18 protein-coding genes are annotated in these 17,779 nt (G+C 69.6%); 13 read left to right on the top strand and 5 right to left on the bottom strand.

What is annotated here, in order from left to right; all coding sequences use genetic code 11:
* A complete protein-coding gene (locus ABZX90_RS24725) occupies positions 1-588 on the top strand; it encodes a hypothetical protein (protein WP_351122149.1) in 588 nt (195 codons plus the stop codon).
* A gap of 73 nt (positions 589-661) precedes the next feature.
* Complete coding sequence (locus ABZX90_RS24720; protein WP_355208054.1) at positions 662-2,248, top strand: recombinase family protein; 1,587 nt, start codon at positions 662-664, stop codon at positions 2,246-2,248.
* Between the two features lie 336 nt (positions 2,249-2,584).
* Here the strand turns inward: ABZX90_RS24720 and ABZX90_RS24715 are convergent, their stop codons facing one another.
* Entirely contained in the window at positions 2,585-2,893 is a 309-nt protein-coding gene (locus ABZX90_RS24715; protein WP_355208051.1) for a hypothetical protein, read from the bottom strand.
* A gap of 275 nt (positions 2,894-3,168) precedes the next feature.
* Here ABZX90_RS24715 and ABZX90_RS24710 point away from each other — a divergent pair, with 275 nt between their 5' ends.
* Complete coding sequence (locus ABZX90_RS24710) at positions 3,169-3,858, top strand: DUF1269 domain-containing protein (RefSeq protein ID WP_351122142.1); 690 nt, start codon at positions 3,169-3,171, stop codon at positions 3,856-3,858.
* A gap of 130 nt (positions 3,859-3,988) precedes the next feature.
* Positions 3,989-4,774, top strand: coding sequence for an alpha/beta fold hydrolase (locus ABZX90_RS24705; protein WP_355208048.1), 786 nt, complete (start codon positions 3,989-3,991; stop codon positions 4,772-4,774).
* Positions 4,775-4,819: 45 nt separating this feature from the next.
* Here ABZX90_RS24705 and ABZX90_RS24700 read toward each other — a convergent pair whose 3' ends face one another.
* Positions 4,820-6,178, bottom strand: coding sequence for a DUF2252 domain-containing protein (locus ABZX90_RS24700; RefSeq protein ID WP_355208045.1), 1,359 nt, complete (start codon positions 6,176-6,178; stop codon positions 4,820-4,822).
* A gap of 5 nt (positions 6,179-6,183) precedes the next feature.
* Positions 6,184-6,714 (bottom strand): hypothetical protein, encoded by a 531-nt coding sequence (locus ABZX90_RS24695; protein WP_355208043.1) that lies wholly within the window; start codon positions 6,712-6,714, stop codon positions 6,184-6,186.
* A 231-nt stretch (positions 6,715-6,945) separates the two neighbouring features.
* On the opposite strand from ABZX90_RS24695, the gene ABZX90_RS24690 reads away from it, so the two are divergent.
* Positions 6,946-8,142, top strand: coding sequence for a winged helix DNA-binding domain-containing protein (locus ABZX90_RS24690; protein WP_351122132.1), 1,197 nt, complete (start codon positions 6,946-6,948; stop codon positions 8,140-8,142).
* Positions 8,143-8,314: 172 nt separating this feature from the next.
* On the opposite strand, the gene ABZX90_RS24685 is transcribed toward ABZX90_RS24690, so the two are convergent.
* Positions 8,315-8,623: a hypothetical protein gene (locus ABZX90_RS24685; RefSeq protein WP_351122130.1), complete on the bottom strand. Its 309-nt coding sequence runs from the start codon at positions 8,621-8,623 to the stop codon at positions 8,315-8,317.
* A gap of 164 nt (positions 8,624-8,787) precedes the next feature.
* On the opposite strand from ABZX90_RS24685, the gene ABZX90_RS24680 reads away from it, so the two are divergent.
* The 7 genes from ABZX90_RS24680 to ABZX90_RS24650 all read left to right on the top strand — a co-directional run bounded on the left by ABZX90_RS24680 (position 8,788) and on the right by ABZX90_RS24650 (position 16,572).
* Positions 8,788-9,147, top strand: coding sequence for an arsenate reductase family protein (locus tag ABZX90_RS24680; RefSeq protein ID WP_355208039.1), 360 nt, complete (start codon positions 8,788-8,790; stop codon positions 9,145-9,147).
* 160 nt (positions 9,148-9,307) lie between these two features.
* Positions 9,308-9,982: a hypothetical protein gene (locus tag ABZX90_RS24675; protein WP_351122124.1), complete on the top strand. Its 675-nt coding sequence runs from the start codon at positions 9,308-9,310 to the stop codon at positions 9,980-9,982.
* Positions 9,983-10,379: 397 nt separating this feature from the next.
* Positions 10,380-11,408, top strand: coding sequence for a glutamine synthetase (gene glnII, locus ABZX90_RS24670; RefSeq protein ID WP_355208036.1), 1,029 nt, complete (start codon positions 10,380-10,382; stop codon positions 11,406-11,408).
* A 99-nt stretch (positions 11,409-11,507) separates the two neighbouring features.
* On the top strand, positions 11,508-12,431 hold the full coding sequence (locus ABZX90_RS24665; RefSeq protein WP_355208033.1) for a hypothetical protein: 924 nt from the start codon (positions 11,508-11,510) through the stop codon (positions 12,429-12,431).
* A 330-nt stretch (positions 12,432-12,761) separates the two neighbouring features.
* Positions 12,762-13,382, top strand: a complete 621-nt coding sequence (locus tag ABZX90_RS24660; RefSeq protein ID WP_355208031.1) for a winged helix-turn-helix domain-containing protein — start codon at positions 12,762-12,764, stop codon at positions 13,380-13,382.
* Positions 13,383-13,533: 151 nt separating this feature from the next.
* Positions 13,534-14,520: an NAD-dependent epimerase/dehydratase family protein gene (locus ABZX90_RS24655; RefSeq protein ID WP_355208116.1), complete on the top strand. Its 987-nt coding sequence runs from the start codon at positions 13,534-13,536 to the stop codon at positions 14,518-14,520.
* A gap of 501 nt (positions 14,521-15,021) precedes the next feature.
* The gene (locus ABZX90_RS24650; RefSeq protein WP_355208028.1) at positions 15,022-16,572 is read left to right on the top strand and encodes a DUF1996 domain-containing protein; all 1,551 of its coding nucleotides are present in this window, start codon (positions 15,022-15,024) and stop codon (positions 16,570-16,572) included.
* A 65-nt stretch (positions 16,573-16,637) separates the two neighbouring features.
* On the opposite strand, the gene ABZX90_RS24645 is transcribed toward ABZX90_RS24650, so the two are convergent.
* Positions 16,638-17,105, bottom strand: coding sequence for a hypothetical protein (locus tag ABZX90_RS24645; RefSeq protein WP_355208025.1), 468 nt, complete (start codon positions 17,103-17,105; stop codon positions 16,638-16,640).
* 156 nt (positions 17,106-17,261) lie between these two features.
* Here ABZX90_RS24645 and ABZX90_RS24640 point away from each other — a divergent pair, with 156 nt between their 5' ends.
* Positions 17,262-17,771 carry a tetratricopeptide repeat protein gene (locus ABZX90_RS24640; RefSeq protein ID WP_355208022.1) on the top strand — a complete coding sequence of 170 codons (510 nt, stop codon included), beginning with the start codon at positions 17,262-17,264 and terminating at the stop codon, positions 17,769-17,771.
* Positions 17,772-17,779: the final 8 nt, after the last annotated feature.

Genomic DNA, 17,779 nt, shown 5'->3' with positions numbered 1-17,779 from the left:
ATGGGGTTCCTGGACATCCTGCTCGGCCGCAGCAAGCCCGCCGCACCGGATCTCGACCAGCTCTTCGGACTGCCGTCGGCGGCCGTGACCCTCCAGGCGGCGGCCGGGTTCACCCCGACCGGCACGGGCGCGGTGTGCTTCGCGTCCGTCGAGGGCGCGGCCTTCGCCGAGGCGCACCAGGAGGCACAGGCCCTGCTCGACGCGGACACCGGGCGGACGGGTCCCCCGGTGGAGACCAGCCGGGACGAGTACGGATACTCGTGGCTCGTCTCCCGCCGCGCGCCCGACGACCTGCCGGCGCTGGTGAGCGATCTGCACGCGGTCAACACCGCCCTGGAGGGCACCGGCTTCGGGCCCCAGCTGCTGTGTTCCGTGGTGGGTTTCCAAGACAGCGGGCAACGGCGCCTCGGCCTCGTCTATTTGTACAAACGCGGAACTTTTTACCCGCTATGCACACTCCCTGATCAGCACAAACGCGACAACGCGCTGGAGTTCCAGGTAGCCGCCCAACTGGAGAACGACCTACGCATCGAGAAGGACAAGACGCGCTGGTTCCCGCTCTGGGACGCGCCAGGACTGATCGACTGAACAGTCACCCGAAAGTGTCCACAGATACAAGAAAGCCTTGTACCGGCGAAGTAGGCACGTAGGCTCCTTCGCCGTGATCACGTTTGACACGGCCATCGGCTCAGCCACAGACCCCTTTGTGCGGCAGAAGCCCGTCAGGGTGCTCGTAGTCCTGCGAATCAGCTATCTGACCGACGAATCCACGAGCCTTGAGCGGCAACTCGCGGACGCCCGCGCATACATCACCGAGAAGGTCGCCCAAGGGCTCAACTGGGTTGAGGTCGGTGTAGCGCGAGACGCACACGTCTCGGCGACAAAACAACACCCGATGGATCGAGCCGAGCTAGGGCATTGGCTCAAGGAACGCGCCCCGGAATTCGACCTCATCCTGTTCTGGAAGCTGGACCGCTTCATTCGCAAAGCCACGGACATGCAGGACATGCTCCGTTGGGCGGACGGCTGCGGGAAGAAGACCTTCGCCTCAGTCACTGAATCGATCTTCGACATGACTGGCCCGTTCCAGCACGTGATCATCTCTCTCTTCTCCGTCCTTGCAGAGATGGAGGCCAGTAACACGTCCCTACGCGTCAAGAGCTTCCGAGAGAGCATCCGGGAGCAGCAGCGCTGGCCGGGAGGTATGCCTGCGTACGGCTTCGAGGTCTACAGGGCGGAGGACGGGGCTGCCTACCTTCGCCAGAATCCCCGACAGGTCGACGTCATTCGCGAGATCGCGAACCGTCTCCTCGCCCAGGACTTGCCGGAGACTGCCGCCGAGATCGCCGACGATCTGAACCGTCGAAAGGAGCCGACTCCACGGGGCACGCGTCCGTCCAAGCGCATCGCTGACTCAGGACGCGAGTACGCATGGACGGCGGCCGGCATCCGCAAGATGCTCAAGAGCGAAGCCCTGATGGGCTGGAAGATGGAGAGCCGGCCGGTCTCCGGCAAGAAGTACTACGTGACCGTCCCCATCATGAAGGAGAACGGCAGCAAAATCCGCATGACGGAACCGATCTTTACTGACGAGGAGTGGAAGGCACTTCAGGCCCACCTCTGCGAGCGCTCATTCTCGGTCTCCCCTCCCATCAACGTAACTCCCTTCCTGGACGTCGTTCTCTGCGGGTACTGCAGGGGGAAGATGCGCTTGCACGTCTCTCGCAGGGAGACGAAGAACGGCCGCAAAGAGTACCCGAAATTCCGATGCGTCAGCCCTCGTATGACGGGTGGGAGGACTCGGTACGGCTGCGAGGATCAGGTGTCTTGGGAGCCCGGCCGCCTGCTGGCCACCTTCGAGCATCACCTGATGGAACAGTTCGGTGACACCCAGGCGGAAGAGCGGATCTACGTCGTAGGCGAGGACCACGGGACCCGTATGCGCGAGATCGAGGAACTGGTGCCCGTCATCATGACGGACATGAAACCCGGCCGACGTTACGGAACGGCCCTGATGCGCCCCCAGGCCGAAAAGATGCTCGACACGCTGAACGCCGAGTACGAATTCCTGCACAAGGTACCGACCTGTGACAGGTGGGAGTACCGCAGCCTCGGGAGGACCTGGCGGCAGCTCTGGGAGTCGGCTGAAGTGCCCGAACTGGAGAGGTTGATGCGGAAGAACGGCGTCCAGTTTCTCTGCTACCGGGAATCCTTCGAGCTGTTCATCCCGGAGCGTCTGAAGGTGTAGCAGGACGACTCCACCCTGGGCAGGAGAAGAGGATGATCCACAGCGGCAGCAGGCGGAGAGGGGGTGAGTCCTTGCCACCGAAACCCCGGGGCCTTCCGGACGTGCTCGTTGAGGCCGTCATCCAGTCGGGCTTCACACCCGAGCAGCTACAAGAAGCGGTGTCCTCGCTGACCGCGCGTCGTGGTGCGCACCTGCCACAGCAGCCGGAACCGGGCCCTCGGAGACGACCGACGTGGCGCTCTGCGACCCCCTACGAAGGAACGACCACCGTGATCGTAGTGACACCGAGCCTCTGACCTCGCCGGTCCCCGGGACTGTGACGCCCCGGGGCCGGGGCTAGTTCTGACGTTCCTGGCGGCGCGCCTCCAGTGGGCGTTCGCGCCGGTAGCGGCGCTCCCACCTGGCCTGACGGTCGCGGCGGTCGCGGTACGCCCGATAGCTGGAGTCCGGGCGGCCCGCGGCTCCGGGGGGTCCGCCGGAGCCTTGCGGGGCGGGGCCCGGGGACCCCGCGGTGGACGTGCTCCCCCCGGTGCGGCCGTAGCGGACGTACAGGAAGAGCAGGACGATCGCCGCGAGCCAGAGGGTGTGGTTGGAGAAACCCACGACGACCAGGATCACGGTCGCGGAGAAGATCAAGGTGCCCATGACGGGACTCCTTGGATGCGTGAGCGAAAGGGCCTTGACGGCTTTCTGGATGTGCCGACGGGGCGCTGGGGGTGGCTGCCGTCCATCGGTGCGTTAGAGAGTAGCCCCGAGACCGCGAACTGATGCCTGTCCGGCGGAAAGCGGTGCTCTGCTGCTCCGGAACGCGCCTCCAGCGTAGGGAGCGTGGTCGCTCCCACGCATCTGGATTTCTCCCGCCTGCACCCCTCTCGATATCGCTATAAAGTCGAACGAAATCGACATAAGGGGTGCCCCTCATGAGCAATCTGTTCGTCATCGCCTACGACGACGTCGCCACCGCGAGCCAGGTGCGCGACAAACTGTTCGAGCTGTCGAAGGCGCATCTCGTCGAGTTGGAGGACGCGGTCGTCGTCGAGCGGAGCGAGGACGGCAGGATCAAGCTGCACCAGGCGGTCAGCCACACGGCCGTCGGCGCGGCCGGTGGCGCCCTGTGGGGCGGTGTCATCGGACTGCTCTTCCTGGCGCCGCTGCTCGGCGCGGCGGTGGGCGCGGCGGCCGGCGCCGCCGGGGGCGCGGTCACGGACACCGGGATCAACGACAGATTCATGAAGGATCTCAGCCAGAACCTGAGGCCGGGCGCCGCCGCGCTGTTCGTTCTGGTCAAGCAGGCGGCCGGGGACAAGGTCATCCCCCAGATCGCCCAGTTCGGCGGCCAGTTGGTGCAGACCTCGCTGAGCCAGGAGCAGGAGGACGCGCTGCGCGACGCGGTCGCCGCGGCGCAGGCGAAGTCGGCCGGCGGCACCGCGGCACCGGAAACGGGCGGTTCGGCCGCACCGGCAACGGGCCCGACGGCCACGCCGGAAGCAGGCGCCACGGCCACACCCGGAACCGGCCCTGCGGCCACACCCGGAGCAGGTGCCGCGGCGCCGTCGCCGACGATCAGCACCACCAAGCCGGACACGAGCGGCGCTCCGTCCTCCTCCTGAGCCGACGGTTCCACCCCGCCAACCACCCTTCACGGAAAGGGAATTCGCCCGTCACTCCCGTCACCCGGGCGACGTCCCACACGCCGCGCCCTCCTCCGGAGCGGCGCGACCGCATGCGTAAATTGGGGGCATGCTCTCTCCCTTCACACACGACCACGACGGTGAACGACTGAGCTGCGTCAGCGGCGGCGGGGACGACTTCGGCGGCGGCGCGGCCACCGCCGTCCTCCTGCACGGCGCGGGCAACGGCAGCAAAGAGCGACTGCTCCCGCTGCTCGACGACTTCGCCGCCCGCGGCTGCGCGGGGCTCGCCCTCGACTTCTCCGGACACGGTGAAAGCACGGGCGCACTGGGCGAGTTGAGCCTTCGGCGGCGTTTCGAGCAGGCCGTGTCGGTGATCGACGCGAGGGTTTCGGCGGGCGCCCCGCTGATCCTCGTCGGGTTCAGCATGAGCGGCCAGACGGTGGCCGATCTCGCGCGGCACTACGGGGGACGCGCTGTGGCGCTCGTGCTGTGCGCGCCCGCGGTGTACGCCGCCGAGGCCTGGCCCCTTCCGTTCGAGGACGCGGAAGGCACCTCCCGGCAGGACGGCACCGAGGCGGCACAGAGCCGCTTCAGCCGGATCATCCGTACCCCGGACAGCTGGCGGCGGGCTCCCGCGCTCGACGTACTGCGGGCGTACGAGGGGCGCGCGGTACTCGCCGTACCCGCCGCGGACGCGGTCATCCCGCCCGCGGTGACGGAGGCTGTCGCGGACGCGCTCACCGCCCGTGCCCGCTTCACCCGCTTCGAACTGCCCGACGCCGATCACATGCTGGGCCTCTGGTTCCGCGATCACGCCGAGGACCGGCAGCGGCTTGTGGACCTCGCCCTCACCGGACTCGGCGACCCGGTCCGGACAGTCGCCGGCGCCTGAACGGCCGGGCGGATTGGGGCGCGAGGGGCGGGGCCGAACGGGGTCTCACACGCCCGGGGCCGCCGCTACCACGCCCGCGATCACCGCCGCGCCGAGTGCCGCGTGGTCGGCGTCGTTGCGGTCCGCGTAGCGCAGCGCGAAGGCCGCGACGGCGCGGTCGAAGGTGTCGGCGCCGCCGAGATAGGCGGCGATCGCGATGCGGTCGCCGGAGCGTGCGTGCGCGCGGGCCAGGGCGGTGCCGCAGAGCCGGGCGTAGGTGCGCAGTTCGCCCGGGCTCATGCCGGCGATGTCCGCGGCCCCCTTCATGTCGTGCAGCTGCCGCCAGTAGAACGCCCGCCCCTCGGGACCGGTCGTCCAGCCGAGGAAGACGTCACCGGCGGCCTGCATCAGCCGCTGCCCCGCGACGACCCGGCGCCCGGGATGGACGTACGGGCCGGTGGGCAGATGCTGTTCGAGTACGGACCGTCCGGCCTGCTTGATCTGCAGGAACAGGGGGTCGTCGGCGTCCCGCCCGGCGAGGAGCACGATGAAGCAGCGGGTGCCGACGCTGCCCACGCCGACGACCTTGCGGGCGGCGTCGACGAACCGGTAGCGGTCGAGGAGCAGGCGGCGTTCCTCGGGGAGCGTGGAACGGTAGTCGCTGAAGATCTTGCGAAGCGAGGCCATGTCGAGGGATCCGGCCGGTTCCAGCAGGGGTGGGTCGTGGATGATGCGGCGGCGGCCGTCGACGGTCTCGGTGAGTTTGCCGAGCGCGTGCAGGCTGGTGCGGCGCCGGGCCCGGGTGAGGGTCGCCTCGACGCGTCGGCGGCGACGGCCGGAGCGGACCAGAGGCAGCAGCAGATCGGCGTCGATGTGCTGGTACCAGACGGTCAGCTCGCCCTGGCGGGCCAGTCGGCGCATGGTCTCGCGGTACTGCCCGGTCGCGGCCCGTGCGGCGCCGAAGACGTGTTCCTCCTTGTGGCCGTTCTCGCGGGCCGCGACCGCGACACTGGCCGCGAGCCGTTTGACGTCCCACTCGAAGGGTCCGGGGAAGGTCTCGTCGAAGTCGTTGAGGTCGAAGAGCAGGGAGCGTTCCGGGGAGGCGTACAGGCCGAAGTTCAGCAGGTGGGCGTCGCCGCACAGCTGGACGGTCAGCCCGGTGTGCGGCTGGGCGGCCAGGTCGGCTGCCATGACGGCGGCGGCCCCGCGCAGGAACGCGAGCGGTGACGCCGTCATCCGCGCGTACCGGATCGGCAGAAGTTCCGGGAGCCTGTCCCTGCCCTGCTGTTGCAGGACGCCGACGGGGTCGGGTCGGTCGGCGGCGGGGATCCAGGCGCCGTGCGCGGATCGGGTGACCCGCTTGCGCGCCGCCCGGCCCTGGGCGGACCGGTCCGCCGAGGTGGCCGTGCCACTGTTCCGGAGCACGGCGGTCAGTGCCTTACTGCGCGGGCGACGGTGGTCTTGACGTCACCGGTGAGGGAACGGTTGCTGCGGGCGGTGGCGTCCTTGGAACCGTTGCCCGCGACGTCGTCGACCGCCACGACGGTCGTGTCGAGGAGGTTGCCGCTCGGGTCGCTGAAGTCGACCTGGACGACGTACGACTTCGCCGAGGAGGTGGGATTGGTGACGGTCACCTTGACCGTGACCCGCCCGTCGGAGTCGGGGCTCGCGTTCCCGTCGAGCTTCACCTCGTCCTTGGCGTCCACGCCGTTCTTGAACTCGTCGAACTTCCGGCCGGCCTCGGCGGACGCGGAGGCGAGGGCGTCACCGGCCTGGGTGGCGGCGGACGCGGCCTCCGAGACGGCGGACGCGGCCTTGGAAGCGGCGGACGCGGCCTTGGAGGCGGTGTCGGAGGGGCTGCTGTCGTCCGAACAGGCGGTCAGCGACGCGGCCAGGGCCACCAGCTCGGCCACGGCCAGGATCAGTCGGACCGGTCCTCGTATGCCGTTCCTCTGATGCATCGTCTCTCCCCACGTGGTCCTGGTTCGCCTCCGGGTGTCCGCTTCGTCGCGGTGGCCCCAGTCAAGGCCGCGGGCAGGGCCGCCGCATGCCCGGCTACGACGAACGGGTGAGTCCTTTCCTGTGACGGGCGGGCGTTCGAGAGGATGGGCCAACGAGCACGGAGCACGGAGCACGCAGTGCGCAGTGCGGAGTGCGGAGTGCGGAGTGCGAGGCGAATGGACGGAGGCGACGTGACGGGGAAGCCGCGGCACATCGGGGTGGCGGAGCGGCGGGCACGGCTCGGGCTGCGGCAGCGGCTCGTGGGCACCGCGCGGGCGGCGACCCCCGAGGAGGTCGCGGATTCGCTGGTCGCGCTGCACGGGACCGATCCGGCGACGGTGTACCTGGCGGTGGGCGCGCGTCTCGCGGACGCCGGGGCGACGGTGGCGCAGGTCGACCGGGCGCTGTACGAGGACCGGACACTCGTACGGATGCACGGCATGCGGCACACCGTGTTCGTGTTCCCCACCGGCCTGGCCGCCGTCGTGCATGCCTCGACCGGGCTCGACATCGCGGCGAAGGCCCGTGCCGGACTGGTCAAGGAGTTGGTCACCGGAAGCGACGGGCGGCTGACCGAGGAGTGGCTCACCCAGGTCGAGGCGTCCGCGCTCGCCGCGCTGGCCCGGCGCGGACAGGCCACGGTGAACGAACTCACGCGGGACGAACCGCGGTTGAAGGAGCAGTTCACCTACGGTGCCGGGAAGAGCTACGAGAGTCCGCAGACCGTGTCGTCCCGGCTGATGCGGGTGCTGGGCGTCGAGGGCCGCGTGGTGCGCGGGCGCCCGCTCGGTTCCTGGACGTCGAGCCAGTTCCGCTGGGCGGTCGCTCCACCGCACCCGCAACTCCCGCCCGCCGAGGCCCGGTCCGAGCTGCTGGGCCGTTGGCTCACGGCGTGCGGGCCCGCCACGGAGGCCGACCTGAAGTGGTGGACGGGGTGGAAGGTCACCGACGTACGGCGGACGCTGGCCGCGATCGGTGCGCAGGCCGTCTCGCTCGACGACGGGATCACGGGGTACGTGGCGGCGGGCGACGAGGGCCCGGTCGCCGGGGCGGCGGCACCCTGGGCCGCCCTGCTGCCGGGTCTCGATCCGACGCCCATGGGCCGGCAGGAGCGGGACTGGTATCTCGACCCGTCCCTGCGGCCCGCCCTCTTCGACCGCAGCGGCAATGTCGGGCCGACGGTGTGGTGGGACGGCCGGGTGGTCGGGGGATGGGCGCAGCGGTCCGACGGCGAGATCGTCTGGCGGCTGCTGGACACCGAGGGTGTAGGCCGTGAGGCGCGGGACGCGATCTCGGCGGAGGCCGGGCGCCTGCAGGCGTGGGTGGGGCAGACCCGGGTCACACCACGCTTCCGGACGCCCCTGGAGCGGGAGTTGTCGGCCGACTGACGACCGGGGTCGGTGCCGGGGTCGGTGCCGGGGTCGGTGCCGGAGTCGGTGCCGGAGTCGGAGTCGGTGCCGGAGTCGGTGCCGGAGTCGGTGCCGGGTGGTCCCGCCGCGGGGGCGGAGTCACCCGGCACCGGTGGTGCGGCGCGCTCAACTCATCGGCGGGCTTGTCCCATCAGCGGGCGTACCGCATCAGCGCACGCACCATGTGGCACGTGGTGTCCGACGGCGGGTGGACGCCGATGACTTCCGCGGTGCTGCGGATCTTCTCGTTGCGGGCCTGGTTCGGCACGTACACACCGGAGTCGAGCAGGGCGATGGCGAGGCGCATCGCCTTGAGCCGGCGATTGTGCGTGACGTACCAGTCGCGGGGGCGCCCCGGCGGCAGCGGGCGCTTCTCCACGGGCTCGTACGGCAGGTCCAGCAGGACCGCCCTCTTGGATGTGGACTGGGTGGGCAGCGGCTTCAGAGCGGCAGCGGGCACAGGCATCCTCCTGTCGCGGTCAGGGCGCCGTCCGGACCTCCCGGCGACACCCTCGAACACTGCTTCTATTCTACCGCCGAGCACTGACAAAAGCCGCTGGCCACAAGGGCTTTGAGGGGGCCGTGACACCAGGACACGAGGGCGTCTCCCGTAACGTGTGCGGCATGGAGATCTGGATCAACCCGGCCTGTTCGAAGTGCCGCAGCGCGATCAGCCTGCTCGACGCGGAGGGTGCCGACTACACCGTCCGCCGCTACCTGGAGGACGTGCCCAGCGAGGACGAGATCCGCGGCGTCCTCGACCGCCTGGGCCTCGAACCGTGGGACATCACACGGACCGAGGAGGCCGACGCGAAGGAGCTCGGGCTCAAGGAGTGGGCGCGGGACGCCGGTTCCCGGGACCGGTGGGTCAGGGCGCTTTCCGAACACCCGAAGCTCATCCAGCGGCCGATCATCACCGCGGAGGACGGAACGGCCGTGGTGGGCCGCACGGAGGAGGCGGTGCGGGACGCCCTGTCCCGGTAGAGGCGCGGGCGAACGGGCGGTGCCGGGCCGCCTGCGCTCGCTCGCCCGCTCAACTCCGGTGTGACCCAGGTTACTTAAGTGATTGCCGTAACCGTTGAGTAACTGCGTTCGGCATCTCGTACATAGCGGCGTATCGCTCCCCCACACTCTGGAGGCTCGTGTGTCGCGTAGGAGAACTCTCAGCACCAAGAAGAAGATCGCTCTGCTGGTCAGCGCCGCGGCCGTGGCCGGCGGTGGGGCCTTCGCCCTCGCCGCCACCTCGAACGCGGCGTCGGTGCAGAACGCGCAGACCTCGACGGTCTGCAAGGGCCTGGCCACCGCGCTCGGCAACAACCAGAAGTTCATCGAGGGCCAGCGGGCAGCCCCCGACGCGCAGTCGGCGGCCAGGATCGCCAACCGCGAGGCCGTCATCGCGCAGATCAAGGTTCAGCAGCAGGCGTCCAACTGCGCGGTCGGGGAATCGGCTCAGGACTCCCAGACCGCACCGCAGCAGCCGGCGCAGTCCGCACCGGCCCAGGCCGCGCCCGCCCCGTCGGCTCCGGCGAAGACCGCCCCCGCGAACAACGCCGGCGGTGGCGCCGCCACCGGCCAGCAGGTCTGCAACGGTTCGACCGTCACGCTCTCCGGCGAGGGCGGCGCACCGGCCGCGTCCAGCAACCAGTTCCCGGCCGGGACGAAGCTGAAGGTCACCAACCTGGACAACAACAAGTCCACGACCGTTCAGGTCACCTCGGTCTCCGGCAGCTGCGTCCTGCTGAACAACGCGGCCTTCGAACAGGTCCGGGAGCCGGGCAAGTTCCTGATCCGCAAGGCCCGCATCGAGAAGGTCGGATAACGGCCGGAACAGTCCGAAAGCCCTGCCGCGGCCGATTCCTCCGGGTCGGAAGCGGCAGGGCTTTCGCATGAGCAGGCAACAGGGGCGGAACCGGACCACATCCCCCGTACCGCTTCCACGCACATCGCATACGAGCAGACCCCCGCCGGACCTGCGGGACCCGACGGACGACGGGCCGGCCGATCGCGGTCGCGAACACTCGGGCGCGCGGCACGGCAACCGAGCAGGTCGTGTGAGACCGGGCACACACAGCCCAGGTAACACGGGGTTCACATTCGGGCAATGATCGGGAAATCGCTGGTTGACAGGCTGCGCGGCATCCCCAGCGGCGCACCGGTGCCGCAGCGCCGCAGCACCCGCAAGTGCGACTCAAGACCCACCCCGAAGGATGTGGCCCGTGAGCTTCAAGGCTGAGTACATCTGGATCGACGGCACCGAGCCGACGGCCAAGCTCCGTTCCAAGACGAAGATCCTGGCCGATGACGCCAAGGGTGCCGAGCTGCCGATCTGGGGCTTCGACGGCTCCTCGACGAACCAGGCCGAGGGACACGCCTCGGACCGCGTACTCAAGCCTGTGGCCAGTTTCCCGGACCCGATCCGCGGCGGCGGCGACATCCTCGTCATGTGCGAGGTCCTCAACATCGACATGACGCCGCACGAGTCCAACACCCGTGCCGCGCTCGCCGAGGTCGCGGAGCGGTTCGCCGCGCAGGAGTCGATCTTCGGCATCGAGCAGGAGTACACCTTCTTCAAGGGTTCGCGCCCGCTCGGCTTCCCCGAGGGCGGCTTCCCGGCCGCGCAGGGCGGCTACTACTGCGGTGTCGGCGCGGACGAGATCTTCGGCCGTGACGTCGTCGAGGCGCACCTGGACAACTGTCTGAAGGCGGGTCTCGGCATCTCCGGCATCAACGCCGAGGTCATGCCCGGTCAGTGGGAGTTCCAGGTCGGCCCGCTGGCGCCGCTGGAGGTCTCGGACCAGCTGTGGGTCGCCCGCTGGCTGCTCTACCGCACCGCCGAGGACTTCGGCGTCTCCGCGACGCTGGACCCGAAGCCGGTGAAGGGCGACTGGAACGGCGCGGGCGCGCACACCAACTTCTCCACCAAGGCGATGCGCGAGGGCTACGACGCGATCATCACCGCGTGCGAGTCGCTCGGTGAGGGCTCCAAGCCGATGGACCACGTCAAGAACTACGGCGCCGGCATCGACGACCGCCTGACGGGCCTGCACGAGACCGCCCCGTGGAACGAGTACAGCTACGGCGTCTCCGACCGCGGTGCCTCGGTCCGCATCCCGTGGCAGGTCGAGAAGGACGGCAAGGGCTACATCGAGGACCGTCGTCCGAACGCGAACGTCGACCCGTACGTCGTGACGCGCCTCATCGTCGACACCTGCTGCACCGCCCTGGAGAAGGCCGACCAGGTCTGATCCCCGCATGCCCACGAAGGGGCGCCCGCCGATCCGGCGGGCGCCCCTTCTGCCGCTCAGGCCCGTCGCGTTGTCAGTGGGGCGTGCCAGTCTTGATCCATGCAGCGCGACGAGTCCCTCACCATCAAGGTCGAGACGGAGAACAGACAGAAGCACGCGCGGATTTCGGCCGGGCGGCTGCGCGAGCTGGTGCACCGGATCGGCGGCGACGGCGACCACTTCCTGATCGTGCAACGGATACCCGACATCCCGGACGTCTTCGTCCAGGTGTGGCACGAGCACGGCGGGGAGTACCAGCTGGAGCACCGCGAGGGCCGCGACCGCTTCTTCGGCACGGTTCTGGGTGACCGTGACCGGGTCGCGGCCGCGATGGCGGGGTGGGCCCGGAAGGACGCCGACTGGGATACGGGAATCACCTGGGAGCCGCTCGGCCACGACGTCCCGCAGGACGTCCCGGAACTCCCCGCGGACGTACGGGAGGAGGTCGAGGTCCGGATCAGGGAGCTGCTGCGCTGCGGGTACGCGGACCGGGCGCAGCTCACCGAGGACGCCGAGGAGTGTCTCGTCGAAGGCGACCGTCGTCCGGTGTCCAGGGCGCAGGCCCGGGAGCTCGTGGACCGGCTGTGGACGGAGCGGCTGGCCGAGCAGGAGACCTGGGAAGGGGCCACCGATCCCGAGCGCCTCACCGAGGTCTTCGAGGCGCTCGACGCGAAGGGCATCACCGCCCGCGAGAACTTCACCTGCTGCCGCAACTGCGGCACCACGGAGATGGCCGAGGAGCGCGGCGAGGGAGCGCGCGGCTTCGTCTACTTCCACTCCCAGTGCACGGAGAGCGCCGCGGCGGGACACGGACTGACCCTGCTCTACGGCGGGTTCGACGGGTCGGTCGAGACCACGGCGGGCGTCGGGCGCGAGGTCGTCGCGGCGCTCGACGCGGCCGGGTTGTCCACACAGTGGGACGGCTCCCCCGAGACCGCGATCCAGGTCACGGAACTGACGTGGCACAAGCGCCTGGTCGGATAGGGGTCCGCACCGTCAAGTTCACGCCAAGGAGACGTCCGGCCCTTGAAAGGAGTCTCCTGCCGGGCTCCGGCTTCTGCTTCAATGGAGTCATGGCCAGCTTCCAGAAGTGCACCGCGACGGGTCGCCATGACCTCGAGCCCTTCTGGCCTTCCCGTCAGCACCACGACTTCGACCGGGTGTGTTGCCGCGCGATGAACGCGCCGGCCCTCTAAAGCCGTACACCCCGGCCTTCGGCCAGCGCGCACGACGTACGTCCTCGACGGCCCCGACCACGAACTCGCGGTCGTCGATCCTCCCGACGAACTTCTCGCGCGAAAGAGCTGACCTCTCATGGCGACCACTCGTTCCCTTTCCTCCGTCGCGACGGCCTCCACCCCCTCGACCGCTCCGGGACGACACCGACTGCGTGCCGTCGACCGGGACGAGGATTGGGGCCTCCCCCGCTCGAACGAAGGTGAGAGCCTGGGGAACGACGTCGCCGACTTCCTTCCGCCGGGCGCCACCTGGCTGCCCGCTCCCCAGCACGCGCTGCCGGTCCTGCCGGGGCAGCCTCCGATGATCGGCTACCTGGTCCTCGTACCGGCGGACCAGCAGCCCCTGTTGCCGGTCGCCGTGACGGAGCGGACCCAGCCGTCGGCCGTCGACGGCGGCGGCGCCGACCCGCTGGTGCGCGTCGACACCGTGCAGCGCACCGCCGAGGTGGACGGGCGGGTGCTGGACCTCACCTACCTGGAGTTCGAGCTGCTCGCACATCTCGTCCGGCATCCGCACCGGGTGCACACCCGCGACCAGTTGGTCTCCACGGTGTGGGGCTACGGGCACGTAGGTGACGGGCGGACCGTCGACGTCCATGTCGCGCGGCTGCGCCGCAAGCTCGGGACGCAGCACCGGCAGGCGATCCAGACGGTGCGTCGAGTGGGTTACAAGTACACCCCGCCGAGCGGCCGTTGACGCCTCCGGTCAGGGGATTGCGTGTCTTCGGACGGGCGTTGACCCACCTTCGGCCGGGCGTCGGCACACCTCACGAATCTTCTGTCGGCAGATTCCGTCCCACAGGGCGGGCGGTCGGTGCAGAGTCCTCCGTATGACGCGGAGACTTCTGATGCTGGGCGGTACGGAGTTCGTGGGGCGTGCCGTCGTGGAGGCGGCGCTCGCCCGGGGGTGGGACGTCACCGTCCTGCACCGCGGACGGCACGAACCCCCGTCCGGGGCACGGTCGTTGCTGGGCGACCGCACCGCACCGGACGGGCTCGCGGCACTCGCCGCGACCTCGGACGAGTGGGATGCCGTCGTCGACACGTGGTCGGCGGCGCCACGTGTCGTCCGGGACGCGGCACGCCTGCTGGCCGGGCGGGTGTCCCGCCATGTGTACGTGTCGAGCTGCTCCGTGTACGCGTGGCCTCCGAAGGCCGGGTACGACGAGGACACGCCGCTCGTGGACGGGGCGTCGCCCGACGCGGAGGGGGCCGACTACGCCCGGGACAAGCGGGGCGGGGAGCTGGCCGTGCTCGACGCCTTCGGGACCGGGCGATCGCTGCTCGTGCGGTCCGGGCTGATCCTCGGGCCGTACGAGAACATCGGGCGGCTGCCGTGGTGGCTGAACCGGATCGCGGCGGGCGGTCCCGTGCTCGCTCCGGGGCCGCGGGAGCTGCCGCTCCGGTACATCGACGTCCGGGACCTCGCGGAGTGGACGCTCGGGGCGGTGGAGGCGGACCTCGACGGGGCGTACAACCTGGCCGGTCCCCCGGGGCACAGCACGATGGGGGAACTCCTCGACGCGTGCGTGCGGGTCACCGGGGCGCGGTCCGAGCTCCGCTGGACGGAGCCCGAGGTGGTCCTCGCCGCCGGGATCGAGCCGTGGACCCAGTTGCCGGCGTGGGTGCCGCCCGGGAGCGACTACCAGGCCGCGCTGTACTCGGCGGACGTCTCCCGGGCGGTGCGCGCGGGGCTGCGCTGCCGGCCCGTCCAGGAGACCGTCGCCGACACGTGGAGCTGGCTCCGGTCGCGCGGCGGAGTGCCACCCCTGCGGACGGACCGGCCGGCGGTGGGACTGGATCCCGCGGTGGAGGCGAAGGTCCTCGGGATCTGAGCCCTGGATCCGAGCTCCCCTTTTGCGCGACGGCTCGGTCCGCATGCATCGGACATACGGCTTTCGAGATCACCGCAGAAGTCGGGAGCTGTGGGCGGCGGTCATGTGGCGGGCTAAGGGGCGGCCGCGCGGCCGGCGAAGGGGCTGCCGCATGGCCGGCGAAGGGGCGTCGGCCGAGCGGCCCCGAACTCAGCCGTGGATGCGGGGAGTTGGAGCCAGGGGCGGGCTCTGTTCGATGCCGGGGCGCCCTCACCCGGTGCTCACTCATGTGAACCGGAGCGCTCACTGAATTTCAGTCAAAAAGCGCCGTCAAACCTGAATAGCGAGATCAACTCCCGTGAATTCGCGGGCTTCTGAGCCCATTGTGCCCGAATTGGTCTGTGGAACTTCTAAGTTTTTTCTGAGGCGCCTGAACACCTCACCCGCCTCGCGCGTATGGAAAGGAGCCGCTTCACTCCTGTCGGGCGCCTCGCTGCCCCGCAAGGAAGTCAGAGGAGTTCCATGGGACGCAACACACGTAAACGCCGTTCGCCGCTGGCCGTTCGGGCCATTGCCGCGTCGGCAGCGCTCGCGATCGGTGGGGGTGGGCTTGTCTGGGCGAATTTCTACGCCTCGGCACACGAGAAGAACTCGTCTCCCAACACCACCAAGGCCGCCACCGCGCAGGTGGCGACCATCACCTGTCCGGATGTCGGTCAGAAGCTGACCAACGTTCCGAACCAGGCGCGGGGTGAGGTCGATGGGGAGCTGGCCACGCTCGACCAGCAGATCACCGCCGCCTACCAGCGGCTCGCCACCACCCGGGACGCGCAGACGAGGGACGCGAGTTTTGTCCAGAACTCCATCCTCACGCCGCTGAAGAACAACCGGTCGGTGATCATCGACCGGATCAAGCTGGAGATCAACCGGGTCGGCGGAAAGGCTCCGGGCTGGCTCGACGGTCTCTCCTCCTGCGCGGGGCAGCCCGCCGACCAGACGAATGCCGGTGGGCAGAACAACGGCGGCGGTGCCGCGGCCAGTCCGTCGGCGAGTGCCAGCGCCGGTGCGGGTGCCGGAGCAGGTGCGGGTGCCGGCGCGAGCGCCAGTGCCAGCGCTCCTGCCGGCGGCGCGCAGGCCGGCAACGGCGGTCAGGCCGGAAACGGTCCGGTGGCGGCCGACTTCGTGGACATCACGAAGGTCCAGCCGAACGTGGCCCGCAAGGCCCGTACCCAGGCGGCCGGTTCGTCCGGTGTGTTCTCGACGTCCTGCGGTGTCAACGCGAACAAGAAGTTCAACACGGACAACGTGATCGTGGCGCCCGGTGTCACCAACGGCGCGCACCACCTGCACGACTACGTCGGCAACCAGTCGAACGACGCCTTCGCCAACAACGACACGTTCGCGGCGGCCCAGACCTCCTGCGCCAACCAGGGCGACAAGTCGTCGTACTACTGGCCGGTCGTGCGTATCCAGAACGGTACGCAGGACTTCGACCAGAACAACGACGGCGGCGGCAAGGAACTGAACGTCGGCCAGATCCAGCAGGTGAAGCAGGCGCAGATCAAGTTCGTCGGCAACGCGAAGAGCAAGGTCGTCGCGATGCCGAAGTTCCTGCGCATCATCACCGGTGACGCGAAGACCACGACCAACGGTCTCGCGAACGCCAACGCCCACTGGAGCTGCACCGGCTTCGAGAACAAGGTGCAGCTGACGGCGCAGTACCCGATCTGCCCGCGCGGCAGCACCGTGGTCCGCACCTTCGCCTTCCAGAGCTGCTGGGACGGTGTGAACGCCGACAGCGCGAACCACCGCACCCACGTGGCCTTCGCCGACGCCCAGGGCAACTGCGCGAACGGCTTCAAGGCCATCCCGCAGCTGACGATGCGGCTTGTCTACGGCTTCCGGGCCCCGACCCTCACCAACGGGCAGATCAAGAACGCCTACGCGGTGGACGGTTTCCCCGAGCAGCTGCACAAGGCCACCACCGACCACGACGACTTCATCAACGTCTTCGACGACGCCCTGATGAACAAGATGGTCACCTGCATCAACAACGGCCAGCGTTGTAAGTAACACCTGAGAAAGCCGGTGGCGGGATCTCCCGCCACCGGCTTTCTTTCTCCCCAAGTCCTGCGCGGTCAGCCGCTGTGGTGACCGGAGTGCTCGGTCTCGGTTCCCCCACCACCGCTACCTCCCGAGTGGTGCGAGGCCCCCTCCTCCAAGGTCCCGCCGAGCTGGCCGCGCAGCGTCGTGACCATCTTCTGGTCCCCGACGGCGACCCACTTGGCGCCGACGAGATACGACCCGCCGTAGTCCTTGGCGCCGTTGAGCCACTCGCGCTGGCCGCGGTCGGTGGCGAAGGTCGCCAGGATGAACTTGCCGGCGCTGATCTTGCAGACACCCTGGCGGATCTCGTCCGCGTCGGTCTGGATGCTCGGCTTGCACTTCACCTCGGCCGCCAGGTCCTCCAGGCTGCCGGTCGCCGTGGGCGGGACGGTCTCCTTCGCCCCCGCGCCCTTGTCGTCCGATCCGCCGCCGCAGCCGGTCAGCGCCAGCAGGACGGCCACGGCCGCCCCGGCCAGAAGCTTCTCGCGTGTCAACCTCATACGTTCCTCCGGTACCTGTCGGCGCTCACGCCGAGAAGAGCCCCGGCGAGGGCTCTGCCTTCGATACGGCTCCCGGCGGCCCCGTGCTCAATCGGCCGCGCCCCCGGGTGGTGAACCCGATACCGCCAGGGGTACAGCTGTGCGAGGGTGTCACCCGTGAACGAAGACTGGGAAGACCGTACGGCGGCCGCCTGGGCCACCTTCGACGACTACGAGGAAGAGCGGGCGGCGGACTTCCGGGCGGTGATCGACACCCTGGTCGCCGAACTGCCCGCGGACAGCCCCCTCGGCCCCTTCGAGCAGGCCTGCGCCTGGGACTCGACGGGCCACTCCGACCGGGCCGTACCGCTGTACCGCGAGGCGCTGGCCCGCGGACTGAGCGGATACAAGGGCCGGCGCACGAAGATCCAGCTCTCCAGTTCGCTGCGGAACATCGGCCAGGCGGACGAGGGCGTCAAGCTCCTCACCCCCGAACTGGACGGTCCCTCCGACGAGTTGGACGACGCGGTGCGGGCCTGTCTGGCGCTCTGCCTCGCCGACCTCGGCCGCGAACGTGAGGGCCTCTCGCTGGTGATCGGCGCCCTGGCCCCCCATCTGCCGCGCTACCAGCGGTCGATGGCGAACTACGCGCGCCTGCTCGTGGAGCCCGAGGACTCCGAGAGCTGAGCCCTCGG

Origin of the sequence: Streptomyces sp. NPDC002935, from assembly GCF_040611295.1 — a bacterium.
In the GTDB taxonomy this organism is placed as follows: Bacteria; Actinomycetota; Actinomycetes; order Streptomycetales; family Streptomycetaceae; genus Streptomyces.
Note: the sequence above shows the minus strand (reverse complement) of the source record. Positions and strands in the feature narration are given on the sequence as shown.

Coding starts and splice junctions, on each gene's coding strand:
- ABZX90_RS24695 (WP_355208043.1), bottom strand. CDS start 6,714: ATGCATCAGAGGAACGGCATACGAGGACCGGTCCGACTGATCCTGGCC.
- ABZX90_RS24645 (WP_355208025.1), bottom strand. CDS start 17,105: ATGAGGTTGACACGCGAGAAGCTTCTGGCCGGGGCGGCCGTGGCCGTC.
- ABZX90_RS24725 (WP_351122149.1), top strand. CDS start 1: ATGGGGTTCCTGGACATCCTGCTCGGCCGCAGCAAGCCCGCCGCACCG.
- ABZX90_RS24710 (WP_351122142.1), top strand. CDS start 3,169: ATGAGCAATCTGTTCGTCATCGCCTACGACGACGTCGCCACCGCGAGC.
- ABZX90_RS24650 (WP_355208028.1), top strand. CDS start 15,022: ATGGGACGCAACACACGTAAACGCCGTTCGCCGCTGGCCGTTCGGGCC.
- ABZX90_RS24715 (WP_355208051.1), bottom strand. CDS start 2,893: ATGGGCACCTTGATCTTCTCCGCGACCGTGATCCTGGTCGTCGTGGGT.
- ABZX90_RS24680 (WP_355208039.1), top strand. CDS start 8,788: ATGGAGATCTGGATCAACCCGGCCTGTTCGAAGTGCCGCAGCGCGATC.
- ABZX90_RS24655 (WP_355208116.1), top strand. CDS start 13,534: ATGCTGGGCGGTACGGAGTTCGTGGGGCGTGCCGTCGTGGAGGCGGCG.
- ABZX90_RS24665 (WP_355208033.1), top strand. CDS start 11,508: ATGCAGCGCGACGAGTCCCTCACCATCAAGGTCGAGACGGAGAACAGA.
- ABZX90_RS24660 (WP_355208031.1), top strand. CDS start 12,762: ATGGCGACCACTCGTTCCCTTTCCTCCGTCGCGACGGCCTCCACCCCC.
- ABZX90_RS24705 (WP_355208048.1), top strand. CDS start 3,989: ATGCTCTCTCCCTTCACACACGACCACGACGGTGAACGACTGAGCTGC.